The sequence below is a fragment of the Desulfovibrio gilichinskyi genome (genome assembly GCF_900177375.1).
In the GTDB taxonomy this organism is placed as follows: domain Bacteria; phylum Desulfobacterota; class Desulfovibrionia; order Desulfovibrionales; family Desulfovibrionaceae; genus Maridesulfovibrio; species Maridesulfovibrio gilichinskyi.
The window spans coordinates 341,370-358,200 of the sequence record NZ_FWZU01000002.1 but is presented as its reverse complement, the minus strand read 5'-3'; the positions used below and the strand labels follow the sequence as shown (position 1 = coordinate 358,200).

Sequence of the window (16,831 nt, the reverse complement as noted above, 5' to 3'; positions counted from 1 at the left end):
CCCTCTACTTCGAAGTCAGAACTAACAAAGGTAATTTAATACCTATTTTGGATGCAAACATATGAATACGGTCAATTTTATCTTTATCAAGTTCTAAACTTTTTCTAAGCAACATTGCCCCTTGCGTTGATGCAACATCCTCATACAAAATCATTCCAGGGTACAATTCATCAATTCCAAGCTCTTTAACCACATATCTGGCTTCGACGCCAAGCATGCCTTCTAAATAATACAACAGTTCTGGATCATACAGCTCTGAAACTTCCTCGATATTTGCAAATGCCTTCTTAGGATTATCCTCATGCTGTAATTGCAAATCATAATCCAAAGCAATTCTGAGAATACGCCCACCTAAAGGTATTTTTTCTCCTTTAACGGCATCACGCGGGGTTCCTGAACCGTCAAACCCCTTAAGCTGATATGATATCATTTCAGCAATTGCTTCAAGTCTAGGCAGCTTAGCAACAAGACTTTTAGCTATAACCGGGTGCATCTCAAACATCTGAAGCTGTTCAGGATTAAGCTCTTTTCCTTCGAGCAGTATATCTAATGTACCAGGTGGAAGTATGAGAGTCCCCAGTTGAGAGAGCATAGTAGCAATATCATATCTCCAGAAATCTTTTACTCCTTTTTTTTCAGCCAGATACCGAACATAACGGCGGACCCTGTTTATACGGGCTCCGGCTTCAGGCTTAACCAGCGAAGTAATTTCACCCAGCAGTTCAACGCTTCCTTTAAGCGTCTTCTCAAGTAAAATACGTTTACCGGTTACTAATTCATATTGATCAACGCCTTCCTTCAGATTTTCAAGCAGAACTTCATTTTCGCAAGGCTTTGTTAAAAAACGAAACACGTGACCATCGTTTACAGCGCGTATTGCATTATCAAGGTCAGCATAACCTGTAAGCATAATTCTGGTTGTCTCAGGACTGCGCTTTCTGACTTCTTTTAAAAATTCTATACCGTTCATTTTAGGCATACGGAAGTCAGAAATAACAGCCGCAAATGGAACCTTGTTATTGAGCGCACGTATAGCCAGTGTTGGATCTTCTGAAGTTTCGACATCATAATCACCTCGAAGCTGTCTTTTGAGCGCAGAAAGAACATTCGGTTCATCGTCAACAAGTAATATTTTAAACTTCATTAATATTCCCTAATTTTTCAGTTGCGCAAGCAGGTCAGCGTCCAAAGCGCGAAATTCGTCAAGACCATCCCAATGGTCTTTAACATAGTTGACCCATTTTTCGATTAACAGTCCATGCTTTCCTTCCGGGAGTATATTCTTCTGAAATGCTATTCGGACATAGTCAGGGTTGATAACTACGCACTGATGATCAATTGTGTCGGCCGTACGTACCAACATAGGAATGCTTAAATCAAAATCCGTATACTGATGATAAGTTCCAATTCCGTGAACAATATCTCCGGAGATTCCCCACAACCCCATAAGATATGCTCCTAAATGGGCATGAGTTGTTCCAAACACTTCCAGCTCGCAATCATATATCGACTTATGTGTTTTTGAAACTTTCTCTATAACTTCTGCATATTGATCGGAAAAATAATTTGCTAAAATGAGTTTACCTATATCATGCAAAAGCCCTGTCATCCGCGCCTGAATAGCAGTATTCTTATCAATATTCTCACATTCACAAATAAGCCGCACAATATTTGATACCCGGAAGCTGTGGTCCCAAAGTCGATTCAAAGAAAAATTAGGAAGTTTTTCTTCATTATACATAGAAAATAAATGAGTGGACAGGATAAGAGCTTTAAGACTTTCAAGTCCGAGCATTGTTATAGCGTGAAAAATAGAGTCAACATGTGTGGACAGCCCAAAATAAGGAGAATTGATAAGTTTAAGAATCTTAGCAACAAGCCCGACATCCATCGAAATATATTCCGCAATTTTTTTAATGGACGGATTATCTGCTTTAAGTTCTCTCTCGATTGACTCAAAGACACTGGGAATAACCGGTAACGATTCAATTTCTGTTACCAGCCTTTGCATTGCGGGATCGACCAAGATATCACGTGACTTAATCGCTCCTTCAACTTTATCAATAAGCTCCTGAGCCTTACATGGTTTTGATATGTACTGATGAACGGCCCGTATACTTCTCATAACTTCATTAAGGCAGACCTGTCCGGAAAGCGCCATTCTGATCATTCCTGGATATTCATCTTTGACCTTGTTAAGAAGATCAGCTCCGTCCATTCCGGGCATCTTTATGTCTGAGATTATCACATCAAATTTAGAATCTTCAAGCAAAGCAAGAGCTGCAAAACCGGAGTCCGTAAAGCTCATTTCCCACTCATCACGCTTGCCGCGGAGCATGCGCTTTAAGGCCGCTAGAACATTTGGCTCGTCGTCCACAAATAATACACAAATCTTACTGCTTGTCATTTGCTTAAACTTCCTCTGATGGCAATTTAATTGTACATTTTGTTCCAATGCCGATTTCACTGCTGAATTCTATTGTTCCACCATGTTTTTCAGTAATTATTGAATAGCATAGCGTTAACCCCTGTCCTGTGCCAAGCCCAACTTCTTTAGTTGTAAAAAACGGATCAAATATTTTAGGCATAATTTCATCAGGAATACCTTCCCCTGTATCTTCAATTTCAATAATAATCCATGGCCGGGCAAAGCGCGTCCGGATAGTTATTGTCCCTTTTTCATCGGAACCTTTCACTTTTGAAGTAATAGCGTGAGCAGCATTAACTAAAATATTTAAAAAAGCCTGATTGAGATCATTAATAAAACAAGGAATCAGCGGGAGGTCAGGACCCAAATCAAAAATAATATCCGAGTTATATTTCCACTCACTTCTGCAAACCGTTGCCGTATTATCCAGTGCTAAATTAATATCAGCCATTTGCTTGGAGTCCATTCCGGGATGAGAAAATCTTTTCATAGCCTGCACTATACGGGTTATGCGCTCGACACCATCAAGTGATTGAGTAAGGGCTAAGGGAATCTCCCCTAAAAGGTAATCCATATCTATGCTCTTCCAAAAGAGAAAAGCTTCTTCGCATTTTGGATTATTGTATGGTTGGCAAATCTCTTTATGTTTATTGAGGGCTAATGACATTTGCTCAAAGGATTCAGACAAAAATATCAAATTATCAGACAGATACTGTATTGGAGTATTTATTTCATGAGCTATTCCAGCCGAAAGACTTCCTATGGCTTCAAGTTTTTGCGCTAGACTCAAGCGACGCTCAAGTTCTTTGCGCTTGCTAATATCAAAAATAATTTCAACTAATCTATCTTCACCATTAACTTTATTTTTAAGAACAGTTTTTGACACAGGAAGACTGATTCCATTCATCCGATATATCCTGAATTCGCTCTCGTGCAGATTACTTACTGCTGCAGGACACTCTTTAATAATTTTCCCTTTGGTATTTCTCCAACAAAAAATATCACATGATTGCCCTATAATCTGCTCTTTCCGCGCGCAAAACATTTCCAACCCGACGTTATTGATGGATTCTATAATCTTAGTTTCAGGATCAATAATAAGAATCCCGGCATGAATACCATCCAAAATATTTTCCATTAATTCCGTACTGGCAACAAGGTCCGTCTGCGAACGCACTCGCTGAATAGCAAGAGCGTAGTAGGAACCGATATGCATCATTGCATCAACATCTTGCTGACTATAACCGTCAGGTTTATTTGCTACTGCAATCTGCCCGACAAGTTTATCCCCGAGAAGAACTGGAACGGATAAATAACTGGTTAACTTTACATGCCCGTATGGAAGCCCCTTAGATTTAGGATGACTGACAGGGTTATTACTGAAGAAAGGTTTTCGTGTATTTAAGGAATGCCCCCAGAGGGCAGGATATGTTCCATCTTCAGCGACAGAAAATAAAAGAGTATCATTTTTCAACACAGCACAATCATTAGTTAAATTACTACATGCTTTGACTGTAGCTCCAAACTCATCAATCGTAAGGGTATTACCGAAAAGGCTTCCGGTGATCTGTATAGCTTCATTCAGTATAATCTCTGAGGTCTCTTCAAGGTTGGCTTCAAAGGCCACAAGGGAAGGATATAACCCTGCAAGCGTTGAATTCAATTTTAAATTCCACTCTGCTTCCTGTTCAGCCTTAACCCTGTCGGTTATATCCATAATATGAGCTATCTGATAATCAAGCGATCCATCATTATTTCTCGTACAACCTGTTAGTATCGAAACGTATACAACCTCTCCGTTTTTCCTGATATAACGTTTATCCATAGTGTAACTATCAAGTTCACCGGAAAGCATTTTTTCAAAAAGATTTTTATTTTTATCGATATCGTCTGGATGAGTAAAATCAGGCCAAGTTAATTTTTCTATTTCCTTACGGTTGTATCCTATAATTTCACAAAACTTATCATTAATTTCTATCCACTTTTTATCAGTATCAACAATAGCCATCCCGATTAAACCTAATTCAAAATAACTTCTGAATCGTTCTTCACTAAGTAATAATTTTTCTTCTACTTTTTTCCGCTCGATAATATCCCATGCTAAATCAGCTAAAAATGTCGCTGTTTCGATGTCTGAATCAGTGTAATTTGTAGACTTATTCCCCACACCCAACACAGAGACAATTTTGTCATTACGAATTATTGGGACCACAAGTTCGCGAATGAGCGGAGCGTGTCCGGCAGGTAATCCATTTTTATGTAAAAGTGACATATAATCATTATGCACGACTGGACCTTTACTACGAATACAATCCGCCCAAACCCCAGCACTCTCAAGAGAATAAACTGTATCTTTTCCTTCTCTTTTGCATACTTCCATAGAGGTCCGTGTTGACCATGTTTGAAGTGTCAGAATTTTTTGATCAAACGAAAGGAAATGATGAAACCCGATCTGGCTGTTTGTTAAATCTTCAATAACATCAACTATTTTAATAAGCACTTCTTCAAGTGAATGGTCAAAAGAAAAATCCATAAGCTTTAAACGGGCCTGCAAAACCATATCTGATCGTTTCTGTTCTGAAATGTCTTCTAAAGCTGCAATCAAATGATGCGGCTCTCCAGCCGAATCATTAACAACAGAAAGAGAAAGAGTTACCCATATTATTTCTCCGTTTCGTGAAATCTGCCTTTTGATAAATTTAGGCCGTCTTTCACCAGCCAAAATCTGATCTTTGTAAGCGACACATCCCTGTCTATCATCTGGATAAGTCATTGACAGAAAAGTCTCTGCCTTCAACTCTTCAACCGAATAGCCCATCAGGTTACAATACTGATTATTAACCTTAATGAAGTGACCATCCAAATCAATATGCGCCATGCCTATAGGCGCATTCTCAAAATTATTCTGATCCTGTTTTTGAATGAGGTGGAGATCACTGAGGTCAACAAGGCTCGCGACGGCCCCGGCATAAGCCTCATCCTCGCCTAAAATTGGAAAAGTAGAAATACGAGTGTAAACTGTCTGTCCGGCTTTACTCATAAATTCAAAATCATGAACTTCTTCAATTCCACGCTTCCGTTTTAAAATATTTTTTCTACACTCTTCTATGTTTTCCTCGGATATGAAAGTAAACAGATGCCGCCCTAACATTTCCTGCGTAGTGTATCCAAGCATCGAAGCAATAGCTTTATTGGCAAATACGGTATTCGCATCTTTATCAATTATCCATATACCTTCAACCAGTCGATCGAGGCTGATAGAATATAGCAAAGCCGACAGATTCGGAGGCAGGGCAATAGAAACTGCCCGGTTAACCTCTAACTGTTCAACCTCTGCGCGAGCTTTCGTAAGTTCCGCAATCAATTCTTCTTTAGTCATAGATTCAAGGTCGCTCACATTTCCCCCAAAGAATTAAATGCCATTCTAGCTTATATTTATAAGATATTTTTCGAATAATTAGTACCATTTTTATCAAAAGAGTATGAACACTATACTTATATCATAACTTACTGCCTGTTTTTACAGCCGATAATTTATTATGCCATCGGCTAACAAAAAAAAAGCTCATACAGCTTTTAATCTGCATGAGCTTTTTTACTAACATTTCAGCTTTTTCTAAGCCGATCAACCGCCGAACCAACCGGGAGAGAGAACTTCTAAGGCTTTGGTGTAATGGACACGCAAATCTTCAAGCTTACCGGTGATCATCTTTTCCTGATCTCCAATATTTACCGGACAAATCTCTTTCATCTGATCAATAACAGATTCGAGTTCTTTCATTGTTGATTTGATCAGAATAATATTATCGCCGAGATCTGAAGATTTGTCATCAGCCAGAACATCGTATAAGCGGGCTTTCCACGAGTTAAGTTCCATTTCAAGACCACTGCAATAATTCTTTACAGCTTTCTTTTTTCCATCTTCAGTGCTGCAGCCGTCAATACCTTCACAACTGGGGCATGGGCCAGGGTAATCCATATTCGCCATAACAGTCCTCCAAACGGTTTAAAGTTATTAACGTTTTAAGAATACCACATACGTTTTAGTTTGTGCACCTTTTTATAAAAAAATAATTCAACAATACCTTATTCTTAAAAAACAAGTCTAAAATCATTAAATCCATCTGGAAATATATTCATCAACTTTAAATTTACGGCGGCATCCTCGCTCATTCATATACCGTATTGCTCCGTATACCGGACGCTTCTTCCAAGGGCGATCGTGCAGACCGGCAACAGACCAAAGTGACCCCACATATCCATTAGGAGAACGTCCATCCAGTTGATAGCGATCATTAAGAGTTATCACAGTTTTAAGAGCCTGCTCAGGTGAAATTGACCATTCAAGAATCTTTTTGGCCCAATACATGCGCATGTATCCGTGCATATACCCTGTTTTGCGCATCTGATTCTGTGCTCCGTTCCAAAGGTGGGAATGAGTTTCAGCCCTGTCAAAATCTTCAAGTGTATAGGTATACGAACGTTTGTCATCCATGTGATCATCAAGCGTAGCAACCGCCCAGTCGGGAGCACCGTTTAATGAGTCATAATCAGAATTATACAAGCAAAAATTATCTGATAATTCCCGTCGCACAATTAATTGTTCCAAAAATTTATCCTGACTCTCCCCTGCTCCTGTAGCCGCAACATCAAGAGCAATCCGCTGCGCTGAAAGCTGGCCGAATTGAATATAGGGGGACAAAACGGATGTGGATTCTCCATTAGGATCATTACTCTTTTCAGCATAATTTTTAAGCCGGGACTTAAGAAATGATGCGAGCGTCTTATGCGCGGCATTTTCACCGGAAGCAAGTTCCACGGGTAAAATAGACCTATCCACATTAACAGCGCGATAAGCTCCGTTCCAATCAGGTGTTGCTATTTCAGGCAACGATACCGATTGCGGTATCAGCTTCGGAAATTCTTCTAAGTATTCAAACAATAAACGATGTATTTTAGGCCGTATTGTGCGGGCAGCATATTCCTGCTTATCTGAAACTATTCGCGCAGGCACAATATTCCGTCCGTCAACTTCAATGAGAGGGACCTTAAGTTCACCGGCTGCACTTTTCTGCCATCCCTGTACGTTCCGCAAAGGATCAAAATCAGTAACAACAACTCCGGCCCTTATGTCATTTGCCAAACGCACTATCTCACAATCAGGAGCTCCTATTCGCAAGGTAAACGGGATACTGAATTTTTCCAGATTATCAGCCACTTCCTTAAGCCCTTTAAGCATAAAGTCATACTGACGAAAAGAAGCGCACATAAAGCTCGGAGACATCGCAAAACAGACCACAAGCGGCTGTGTCGCACCTGCCAGTTCACGAGCGTAAAGGAGTCCCCAATTATCCTGAACGCGCTGCTCACGGCTCATCCAGTAGATCACAGGACCATCATGAATATTTGGCTGAGAACCGTTTAAACTATGAATACGTCTAGCATGAACCCGCATAAATTCCCTACAGAGTGATTGTTAAGATTTTGGAATCCGGCACATCGGAGCTTCTCCCTTTACCAGCATCGGGCCTTCCAAGATTTTACACGCTGTTTTTTCAGCCATAGCCTTTGCCATGCTCTTAAAAACAACACTGTGGAATGGATATACAGCCCACCAATAGAGCAATCCGCCAACGCCGCGCGGCAGAAAAAGTGCCGTCATGGTCAGCACAGATTTACCTGAGTTTTCCTCTTCCAGTGAGAATTCAAGCAAGGCTTCCCCCGGAAGTTTCATTTCAGCTATGAGCAATAACCGTTTATTTTCCTGAACATCAAGCACCCGCCAGAAATCAAGGGCATCACCCACTGCGATTTTGGTAGGATTCCTCCGCCCGCGCCGCAGTCCCACTCCTCCGACAAGTTTATCAATCCAGCCGCGAACGCTCCATAAAGCATTCCAGCCATACCAACCGTTCGCGCCTCCTATAGCTAAGATACTCGCCCATAATTTTTCACTGCATATCTGTAATTTGATTCGGTAAGCAGTATGAAACACCGTTCCGCCGGTATATCCGGCATCACCGCAAACAGCCCATTCAGGAGAACGGATCACGCCTGCATCCGACCAGCAACTGTCGACCAGATGTTGCGAAACCTTATCTAAAGCCCTGCGGATGGCGAGACGACAACTGGACAATTCACGCGGCATAATCTCACGAATGCGATAATCTTTGCAAACCACGCGATTGCGTAGCCCGAGCACCAGCGGTTTAGCCAGTGCAGCAGGTATCGGCGAAACTAAACCAAGCCAGTGAGACGAAAGTCTCGGCGTAAGAAAAGGGACTGGAATAATAATCCTTTTGCGGAGTCCGGCCTCCTCCTGATAAACACGGAAAAGCCGCTCATATGTTTCAATATACGGGCCGCCAATATCAAAGGAATTGCCTGTTGTTACGGGATATTCCAGACAGTCCGAAAGATAGAACAGAACATCGCGGATACTTATGGGTTGAGTTTCTGTCTGTACCCATTTAGGCGTAATCATAACTGGTAAACGGTCAACCAAGTACCGTATCATTTCAAATGAAGCACTGCCGGAACCGATAATAACTCCAGCTCTGAAAGCCGTGCAGGGAACTTTACCACTTGATAATATATCTCCGACCTCAGCTCTAGACTTCAAATGATGGCTGATATGTGGATCATCAGGGATAAGTCCGCCAAGATAAATCAACCTCTCAAGACCTGCATCCTGTGCGGCTTGCACTGCGTTGTGCGCGGCGGTTCTGTCTTTTGCCACAAAGTCTCCGACTCCGGCCTGCATGGAATGAACAAGATAGTACGCAGCAAGGCAGCCGTTAAGTGCAGTTAACAATGATGCGGAGTCAAATAAGTCTGCCGCGACTACTTCACAACGCTCGTGCAAAGCAAAAGAACGGCATTTTAATTTGGAAAGCGAACGCCCTACAGCGCGAACCCTCCACCCTTTTTCAAGAAGCTCAGGAACAAGGCGTCCGCCGACATAACCGGTAGCCCCAAGAACACAGATTGTATACTTACCCCGTTCGTTGAAAGGGATATTCCCCGACAACTGTGCGGTTTTCACTTCATGTTGTAATTTAGACATGATTCCTCAGCATAAGTTCTGCGGGATAAGGATTCAGATAATATTGCTTTGCTAAATACTCTTTTGAATACTTCCTTACATAATGATTAAGCAATGTAACAGGAGCAACCAGCGGGATCAATTCTTTGCTGAATTGGTCCAGCAGTTCAAGCATTTCCTGCTTTTCATCTGCATTCAGATCCTTTTTAAAATAGCCGAAAGCATGCATCAAAACATTTATATGCTTTTTGACTGTAAGTTTATAAGTCAAAGCGTTAAAAAGCATTTCAAAATACTCAGGAAAAACACGCTCAGGAACATCTGTTCCGGCTTTAGCAACAATTTTTCCCATTGCTCTATAAATCTTTTCATTATGAGCCATTATCAACATTTTATGCCGTGTATGAAATTCAACCAGAGTTCTTGCAGTAAAACCTTCAGACATGGCGTCACGCCAGCGTTTCAGCGTGAAAACCCGTGAGATAAAGCTCTCACGCAAAGCCGGATCATGTAATCTTCCGTCATCTTCAAACGGCAGATCCGTAAACTTTTCCATGACCATGCGCGCCCACATTCCGGTTCCGTCATGGCGGACTCGATTCCCTTCCTGATAAACTTTCACTCTGTTCATACCGCTTGACGGAGAACCGAATTTAAAAACATATCCGCAGATACCTTCGCTTGCCAAACGGTCCAATCTTTCTTTTCCCCATTCATGCATCGTATCGGTCCAGTCCTTGCCGGAACTGCGCCCGACAAGCCTTGGCGATTCCAAATCCCCCACGAGGCGGACAGCCTCACGCGGGATAGACATGCCGCATTCAACCTCAGGGCACACGGGGACCCATTCTACGTATTGACCGAGAACATCACGCAAATAGCGGTCCAATTTTTGCGAACCATCATACCGGACCTTTTCCCCTAAAAGACACTTAGCAATCCCCAGTTTGATCTTATTATTAATCCATTGATTATCTGTACTCATATGCAACCAGCCTCTATTTAAAAAAGATTCATTTGATCACACATACCTGAGTTAAAGACTTAAAGCTACATTACAAAGCAAACTCTTTAATACATTTATTAAGCAATTTAACACAAAAAACGGCTACCCCTTTAATGGGGATAGCCGTTTTAATTTAATTAACCTGGCCAAAATTTGTTTATTTATCGTAGGCAATTACCACACAATTACGAGACATATTTTTTGCGCTGTAAAGGGCATCGTCCGCTCGCTTAACAAGGTCTTCCCCTGTTTCTCCCTTTACATATGCAGCTACACCTAAGCTTGCTGTGACATTCTCTTTCATCGCAGGAAAATGTAATTCTTCAATTTTGGTGCGAAGTTTTTCTGCAAGAAGTGCGGCTCCTTCAAGCGAAGTTTCAGGGCAAATAACCAAGAACTCCTCCCCTCCCCAGCGCCCAAGGACATCCGTCTCTCTCACATTAATTGAAAGCAGTGATGAAATAGCGACAAGAACAGTATCACCTGCATGATGGCCATAATTATCATTAACTTTTTTAAAATGATCTATATCCAGCAAAATCACAGAAAAAGGAGAGTCGTATCTAGCAGCCCTTGCAAGTTCCCTCTCCATTTCACTATCTAACATATACCTGTTGTAAACTTGTGTAAGTCTGTCAGTCTTATAGAGTAAATCTAGTTTAGAATTCATTAAAAGAAGTTTCTTATTATACCTCGAAACAAAACTATACCGATACAGCAACAACAGAATAATAACGACCAATGCGGTTAAGACTTTCCCAATAAGCCAATAATCAACCCCTTTATCATAGCGAACTGATACCCAGCGATTCATAATATTTAATCGCTCTTCCTTTGTAACAGAAGCTATCGCCTTATTGATAATTGATAATAGCTCCGGGCTGTCATTTCTAACTCCGACAGTCAGGTCGTACTTTAAACCGACTTGACCGGAAATTTTAACATCAAAAATACCATTTTTCTGGATTTGATAACTGATTGCAGGAATCGTATCAATATAGCCTAAAATCCCGTCTTCATGAACTTTTTCAAGACCTGTAAGCGCATCTTTCACCTCAACAATTTTTATCTTCGGGTATTTTAAACGAAGCAGTTCAATAGCTGCATACCCTTTGACTACAGTGAAGGTCTGATCCGCAACACTATCAAAATTATCGATAAACATTTTATCAAGCCCAGTTGCAACAACAAGTGGAAATGGCAAATAAGCTGAACTGAAATTTAAATACTCTCGCCGACTTGGAGTCGAAATAGCGGAAGGAACAATGTCACACTTTCTTTCCCGAGCGAAAGTCAATGTCTGCGCCCAAGAATCAGTAGGGATCAATCGAAACTTCTTACCTATACGCTTAGAGAGGATATCCATATAATCAGCTGTCAGTCCAACATACTGCCCCTCTTCATTCAGCTCTTCATATGGCATCCAGCCAGGATCTATACTCATCGAAATATAATCAACTGACGAAAGATATTCTTGTTCAGATTCATTGAGAGATATCATCGGTTCCGGCAACATCTTTTCATCAGGTTGAAGCCATTTATTACGTAGCTTAACAAGCTCATTCTCAGATATTGCCGCAAGCCCTTTATTAAGAATACCTATTGCTTCAGGCCAGTCTTTGCGAACAGCAAAAACAAGCTTCAATTCATTACCTAACGGATAAGCAACCTGTATATATGGAAGACCGAGTTTATTTGCATAGTATAATGTCCCGCCATTTCCAAAAGTGGCATCGGCTCTGTTACTTGCAACAGCTTCAATCACTTCCTCTAATGTTGCACATTCTAAAATACGGGAGTTTTTAAAGTCAGTAGCGAGCTTTTCATCTGCCATATTCCCTTTATGAATAGCTATTGTTTTACCATCAAGATCACGATTAGACATAATCTTTTTAGGATTGCCTAGAGGAACAAGCATCATCTTCTGTGTGCTCGAGTATGAATTTGAAAAATTAAGATAGTCTTCCCGTTCTTCTTGAACTGCCCCGGTGCTTAACCCGTCAATCAAACCTGATTTAGCTTTTTTCTGCATATCCAGCCAGTTGCCGGCACGCAGCGCAAAACCAGCTCCAGTCAGCTTATTGATTTTACCTAGGACTTCCGAATCAATTCCTGAAATAGAACCCTCAGCATTCACAATAACATACGGTTCCCAGTCTTTCTCAGTTCCCAAAGTAATCACAGGGTGAGCTCTTATAAAAGCTTTCTCTCTTTCTGTAAGCTCAACTCTGGAAGGAGGCTTCGCAGCAAAAACAGGCGTGCTTTCTATGAAAGAAAATGCGGCAAAAAAAAGCAGTATAATAACGACAATGTTTTTCATGAATTTCCAATTTTAATAATAAAACATTATACTTAGAGATATTTTTAAACGTTAATTCAATACAGATAGCAATTTATCATACGAAATGCGAGTTTTTTACTTTCATAAACATGAAAACGGCTTAGAAGATTAATCTCCTAAGCCGTTTATATATTTATATTTTATAACGAATTATCAGTTAAGATTAAGCCTTAAGCTCATTCATAAATTCATCATAGTTATCGATACTTACAAAATAATTAGGATCTGAAAGCACGTTAACAACACATATTTTCTCAGCCTTTTTAATCAAACGCACACAATCTTTACTGAGATGCCATAAATGAATGGTTTTTCCTGCACGTTGATACATTTCAGTTATCTTATTAACCGTTTCAATGGCAGATTGATCCATGATTCGCGATTCCTGAAAGTCGATAATAACAACATCAGGATCGTTCTTAACATCAAATTTACTCAGGAAAAGTGTTGTGGAACCGAAAAATAGCGGTCCATAAATCTGATAATGCTTAATTCCATGCTCATCAACAATTTTACGGGCACGAATTCTCAATGCATTTTCCCAAGCAAAAATCATGGCTGAAATAATAACACCGCAAATAACAGCAATGGCCAAATCATATTTAACAGTAAGGAAAGTGACTAAAATGATAACGGCTACATCCCATTTTGGAATCTTATTGATAATATTGAATGAACTCCATGCAAAAGTCTTGATGACGACGATAAACATAACGCCTACCAAAGCAGCAATTGGAACCATTTCAATATAGGCTGAGGTAAATAAAATAAAGAACAGCAAAGCAACAGCGGCAGTAATACCTGACAAGCGACCGCGACCGCCGGATGTAATGTTGATGATGCTCTGCCCGATCATTGCACAGCCGCCCATTCCACCGAACAAACCGTTTGTGAAATTTGCAATTCCTTGAGCAATACATTCACGGTTTCCGCTTCCGTGAGTATCAGTCAATTCGTCAATCAGGGTTAACGTCATCAAAGACTCAATCAGCCCGATGGCGGCAAGAATCAGAGCGTAAGGAGTAACAAAGGTTACTGTTTCCCAGGTTAAGGGAATTTGGGGAATCGCAAATGTCGGAAGCCCTGCTTTAATCCCCGTACCGCCGCTGACTTTAATAAAGGAAAGAACCGTCGCTGTATCAATATTTGCAAAAATAACTAAAAGAGAAACCGCAATGATAGCAATGAGTGCGCCCGGTGCTTTATTATATATTTTAGGGACAATAAGCAAAATCCCCATTGTTAAACAGACAAGCCCCAGCATCATCCAGAGAGGTTCTCCCTGAATCCATCTACCGTCAGCCTGAAACATCTTTAACTGTGACATAAAAATTACTATCGCAAGCCCGTTGACAAATCCCATCATAACGGACCTTGGAACCATTCTTATGAACTTTCCTAAGCGGAAAATTCCCGCCAGACTTTGAAAAACACCGACTAGAAGCAAAGTAAAAAACAAGTACTGAATTCCGGCATGTGAACCAGCCCCGCCGAGCGCATTTCCTTCTAAAACCAGATTGACCATAACAACGGCCATTGCACCTGTAGCTCCTGAAATCATCCCCGGACGACCGCCGAGAATGGAAGTGATGATGCACATCATAAAAGCACCGTACAAACCGATAATAGGCGAAACACCTGCGACAAAAGAAAATGCGACGGCTTCCGGCACTAAAGCCAGAGCAACGGTAAGGCCTGAAAAAATATCACTTTGAACACTGCCCTTTGAATTCGATACTATAGTATTACTTGCTACCATCAAAAAATCCTTAAATCCTTTTTAGTTATTAAACAAAAAAGGGCGAACCTAACAGGGGCTGCCCAATACGGTGAATACAAAGCAATAGAGAATCGTTTCGGCGATCAGGAATTGAACGCTATCATGTCTTAATTGCCCTTATACTGACGAAGGTCCTGACAGACCAATTATTTGTAATTATTGCGATTACTTATGAAACAGAAAGAAGTACTGAAAAAGGGGTACATCGAAATGGTGTGCATAAATATAAGACTTATCCGCAAGGCAAGGATAACTATATGGTTTAACCTAACCAGTCAACCGCGGCTTTATGTGCACTCTTGTAATGGTCATCATCAGCTCCTTCGGCCGGCACAACATAATATGAAGCTTAGTTTTAATTCTATTTCAATAAGCTTGTGCCAGACCAAATATAATATTTTAATACTGGACTATTCCATACTATTACGATCAGTATTTAATATTAAAAATTAAAAGGAGCACATATGTTTCGATATTTTTCAGCCATAGTTTTAGCTGTTTTTCTTTTTGCCGGAACAGCCTTTGCCAAGCCTGTTCAAGAAGGAAAAAACTTCCCCGACATAACTCTTACCGGAAATCAGACTGCTGCACAGTTATCGTATCTCGGGCTATCCGGCAGCGGCCCGTGGCAGCTTAAAGATATTAGTGCCGACTTTGTGATCATTGAAATCTTCAGTATGTATTGTCCACATTGTCAGGCGGAAGCGGCACACGTTAACGGCTTGTTTGAATCACTTAAAAATTCAAAATCAAATAGGCGTATAAAACTTATCGGGATAGGTGTTGGTAATTCTGATTTTGAAGTAAATTTCTTTAGAAAAAAATACCAAGTTGAATTCCCGCTTTTTGATGATCTTGAATATAAAATACATGAAGAAGTCGGAGAACCGGGAACACCCCACTTTTTTATGGTCAAACTCATTGATAAAAAAGAGCTTAAAACAGTAACCTCTTTTGCAGGAAGAATGGAAGATCCACAACTTTTTTTGAAAACCTTGCAAAAGACAGCCAATCAATAAAGAATAAATTTTAATATGGAGAAAAGCGTATGCCTAAGCATTTAATTTTTTACAGTTCAGTTGCCATACTTCTGATGTGCGTATTTGCCGTACCTTCATGGGCGGAGATACCTGAAAAACTCATTTATCAGCCCGGCCAGCTGAAACCGACAGACAGCAGTTTGAAAGTTGCCGTAGGTGAAACCGCGCCGGATTTTTCGCTACCATCTATTACAGGCAAAAAAGTACAGCTTTCCTCCTTTCGCGGCAAAAAGAATGTAGTACTTTCTTTTATTCCTGCGGCCTTCACTCCAGTGTGTTCAGATCAATGGCCCGGATATAATATTGCGAAGGAGCTTTTTGAACAAAACGATGCAGTAATCATAGGAATCAGCGCAGACAACACACCGTGCCAATTTGCATGGACACATCAGATGGACGAAAAAGGAGTCTGGTTTCCTGTTCTCTCAGACTTCTGGCCGCATGGCAAGGTTGCTAAATTATATGGAATTCTTAGAACAGACGGAGTGACTGAACGGGCAATTTTCATTATAGATAAGAAGGGAATCATACGATATATTGATATTCACGATATCAACACTCATCCTGAACTGGGAAAGATTATCCATTCACTTAAAGAGATTAATAAATAGCTAAAATATCCATATAGAAATCAGACCTATCTATGTATCATATTGACTTTAGAACTCTGCTGATACAGAACGTCAAAAAGTGAGGAAGCCATTATGATTATAGACAGTCTGGAACAGGCTTATTTCTACAACTTCGGACCGGCTTGGGAAAAAGCATTTAAATTTCTAAGCGATATAGATTTATCTCTCGAACTGGGAAAACATGTTATCGATGGAGAAGATGTTTTTGCCCTTGTCAGCGAATATGAAACTAAGGTTCATGCCGAAGGACGCTTTGAGGCTCACCGCAAATATGTGGATATTCAATTTCTGCTTTCCGGACGGGAGATACTTGGCTGGGCCGCGTTAAAAAATCTGGAGCCTGAAGTCTTATACGATCAGACTCGAGATGTAGAATTTTTAAAACTTCTACCTGAAGTTCCGAGTCTTTCAACGTTCAAACCGGGTCTGTTTATGGCATTTTTCCCCGAAGACGGGCATATGCCCGGGCTTGCTTATGCAAATAATCCAGAACCTGTAAAAAAAGTTGTGGTTAAAATTACTGTAGCTGCGCTTTGCAAACCATGAGATTAATTTTTTC

The 16,831-nt window shown here is 40.6% G+C and carries 12 protein-coding genes; 3 read left to right on the top strand and 9 right to left on the bottom strand.

Annotated elements, in window-relative coordinates; translation table 11 throughout:
- Nucleotides 1-4: 4 nt before the first annotated feature.
- The 9 genes from B9N78_RS18445 to B9N78_RS06495 all read right to left on the bottom strand — a co-directional run bounded on the left by B9N78_RS18445 (nucleotide 5) and on the right by B9N78_RS06495 (nucleotide 14,579).
- Nucleotides 5-1,144, bottom strand: coding sequence for an HD domain-containing phosphohydrolase (locus tag B9N78_RS18445; protein WP_085100149.1), 1,140 nt, complete (start codon nucleotides 1,142-1,144; stop codon nucleotides 5-7).
- Between the two features lie 9 nt (nucleotides 1,145-1,153).
- Complete coding sequence (locus B9N78_RS06530) at nucleotides 1,154-2,407, bottom strand: response regulator (protein WP_085100146.1); 1,254 nt, start codon at nucleotides 2,405-2,407, stop codon at nucleotides 1,154-1,156.
- A gap of 4 nt (nucleotides 2,408-2,411) precedes the next feature.
- Nucleotides 2,412-5,825 carry a PAS domain S-box protein gene (locus tag B9N78_RS06525; RefSeq protein WP_085100143.1) on the bottom strand — a complete coding sequence of 1,138 codons (3,414 nt, stop codon included), beginning with the start codon at nucleotides 5,823-5,825 and terminating at the stop codon, nucleotides 2,412-2,414.
- A gap of 228 nt (nucleotides 5,826-6,053) precedes the next feature.
- Nucleotides 6,054-6,416 (bottom strand): hypothetical protein, encoded by a 363-nt coding sequence (locus tag B9N78_RS06520; RefSeq protein WP_085100140.1) that lies wholly within the window; start codon nucleotides 6,414-6,416, stop codon nucleotides 6,054-6,056.
- Between the two features lie 126 nt (nucleotides 6,417-6,542).
- Nucleotides 6,543-7,883: a deoxyribodipyrimidine photo-lyase gene (gene phrB / locus B9N78_RS06515; RefSeq protein WP_085100137.1), complete on the bottom strand. Its 1,341-nt coding sequence runs from the start codon at nucleotides 7,881-7,883 to the stop codon at nucleotides 6,543-6,545.
- 21 nt (nucleotides 7,884-7,904) lie between these two features.
- On the bottom strand, nucleotides 7,905-9,494 hold the full coding sequence (locus B9N78_RS06510; protein WP_085100134.1) for an SDR family oxidoreductase: 1,590 nt from the start codon (nucleotides 9,492-9,494) through the stop codon (nucleotides 7,905-7,907).
- Complete coding sequence (locus tag B9N78_RS06505; protein ID WP_085100131.1) at nucleotides 9,487-10,458, bottom strand: YbgA family protein; 972 nt, start codon at nucleotides 10,456-10,458, stop codon at nucleotides 9,487-9,489. Before B9N78_RS06505 ends, B9N78_RS06510 begins: the two co-directional genes overlap by 8 nt.
- A 178-nt stretch (nucleotides 10,459-10,636) precedes the next feature.
- Nucleotides 10,637-12,799, bottom strand: a complete 2,163-nt coding sequence (locus tag B9N78_RS06500; RefSeq protein WP_085100128.1) for a diguanylate cyclase — start codon at nucleotides 12,797-12,799, stop codon at nucleotides 10,637-10,639.
- Nucleotides 12,800-12,983: 184 nt separating this feature from the next.
- Complete coding sequence (locus tag B9N78_RS06495; RefSeq protein WP_085100125.1) at nucleotides 12,984-14,579, bottom strand: SulP family inorganic anion transporter; 1,596 nt, start codon at nucleotides 14,577-14,579, stop codon at nucleotides 12,984-12,986.
- 485 nt (nucleotides 14,580-15,064) lie between these two features.
- Between B9N78_RS06495 and B9N78_RS06490 the strand changes: the two genes are divergently transcribed.
- The 3 genes from B9N78_RS06490 (at nucleotide 15,065) to B9N78_RS06480 (ending at nucleotide 16,818) form a co-directional block, all read left to right on the top strand.
- Complete coding sequence (locus B9N78_RS06490; protein WP_085100122.1) at nucleotides 15,065-15,619, top strand: peroxiredoxin family protein; 555 nt, start codon at nucleotides 15,065-15,067, stop codon at nucleotides 15,617-15,619.
- A gap of 29 nt (nucleotides 15,620-15,648) precedes the next feature.
- Nucleotides 15,649-16,251, top strand: coding sequence for a peroxiredoxin (locus B9N78_RS06485; RefSeq protein ID WP_085100119.1), 603 nt, complete (start codon nucleotides 15,649-15,651; stop codon nucleotides 16,249-16,251).
- Nucleotides 16,252-16,344: 93 nt separating this feature from the next.
- Nucleotides 16,345-16,818 carry a NanQ anomerase/TabA/YiaL family protein gene (locus tag B9N78_RS06480; RefSeq protein WP_085100116.1) on the top strand — a complete coding sequence of 158 codons (474 nt, stop codon included), beginning with the start codon at nucleotides 16,345-16,347 and terminating at the stop codon, nucleotides 16,816-16,818.
- Nucleotides 16,819-16,831: the final 13 nt, after the last annotated feature.

Bases quoted from the DNA above. Each gene is read 5' to 3' on its own strand.
- B9N78_RS06485 (WP_085100119.1), top strand. From the start codon at position 15,649: ATGCCTAAGCATTTAATTTTTTACAGTTCAGTTGCCATACTTCTGATG.
- B9N78_RS06510 (WP_085100134.1), bottom strand. From the start codon at position 9,494: ATGTCTAAATTACAACATGAAGTGAAAACCGCACAGTTGTCGGGGAAT.
- B9N78_RS06520 (WP_085100140.1), bottom strand. From the start codon at position 6,416: ATGGCGAATATGGATTACCCTGGCCCATGCCCCAGTTGTGAAGGTATT.
- B9N78_RS06480 (WP_085100116.1), top strand. From the start codon at position 16,345: ATGATTATAGACAGTCTGGAACAGGCTTATTTCTACAACTTCGGACCG.
- B9N78_RS06495 (WP_085100125.1), bottom strand. From the start codon at position 14,579: ATGGTAGCAAGTAATACTATAGTATCGAATTCAAAGGGCAGTGTTCAA.
- B9N78_RS18445 (WP_085100149.1), bottom strand. From the start codon at position 1,144: ATGAAGTTTAAAATATTACTTGTTGACGATGAACCGAATGTTCTTTCT.
- B9N78_RS06530 (WP_085100146.1), bottom strand. From the start codon at position 2,407: ATGACAAGCAGTAAGATTTGTGTATTATTTGTGGACGACGAGCCAAAT.
- B9N78_RS06505 (WP_085100131.1), bottom strand. From the start codon at position 10,458: ATGAGTACAGATAATCAATGGATTAATAATAAGATCAAACTGGGGATT.
- phrB (WP_085100137.1), bottom strand. From the start codon at position 7,883: ATGCGGGTTCATGCTAGACGTATTCATAGTTTAAACGGTTCTCAGCCA.
- B9N78_RS06490 (WP_085100122.1), top strand. From the start codon at position 15,065: ATGTTTCGATATTTTTCAGCCATAGTTTTAGCTGTTTTTCTTTTTGCC.
- B9N78_RS06500 (WP_085100128.1), bottom strand. From the start codon at position 12,799: ATGAAAAACATTGTCGTTATTATACTGCTTTTTTTTGCCGCATTTTCT.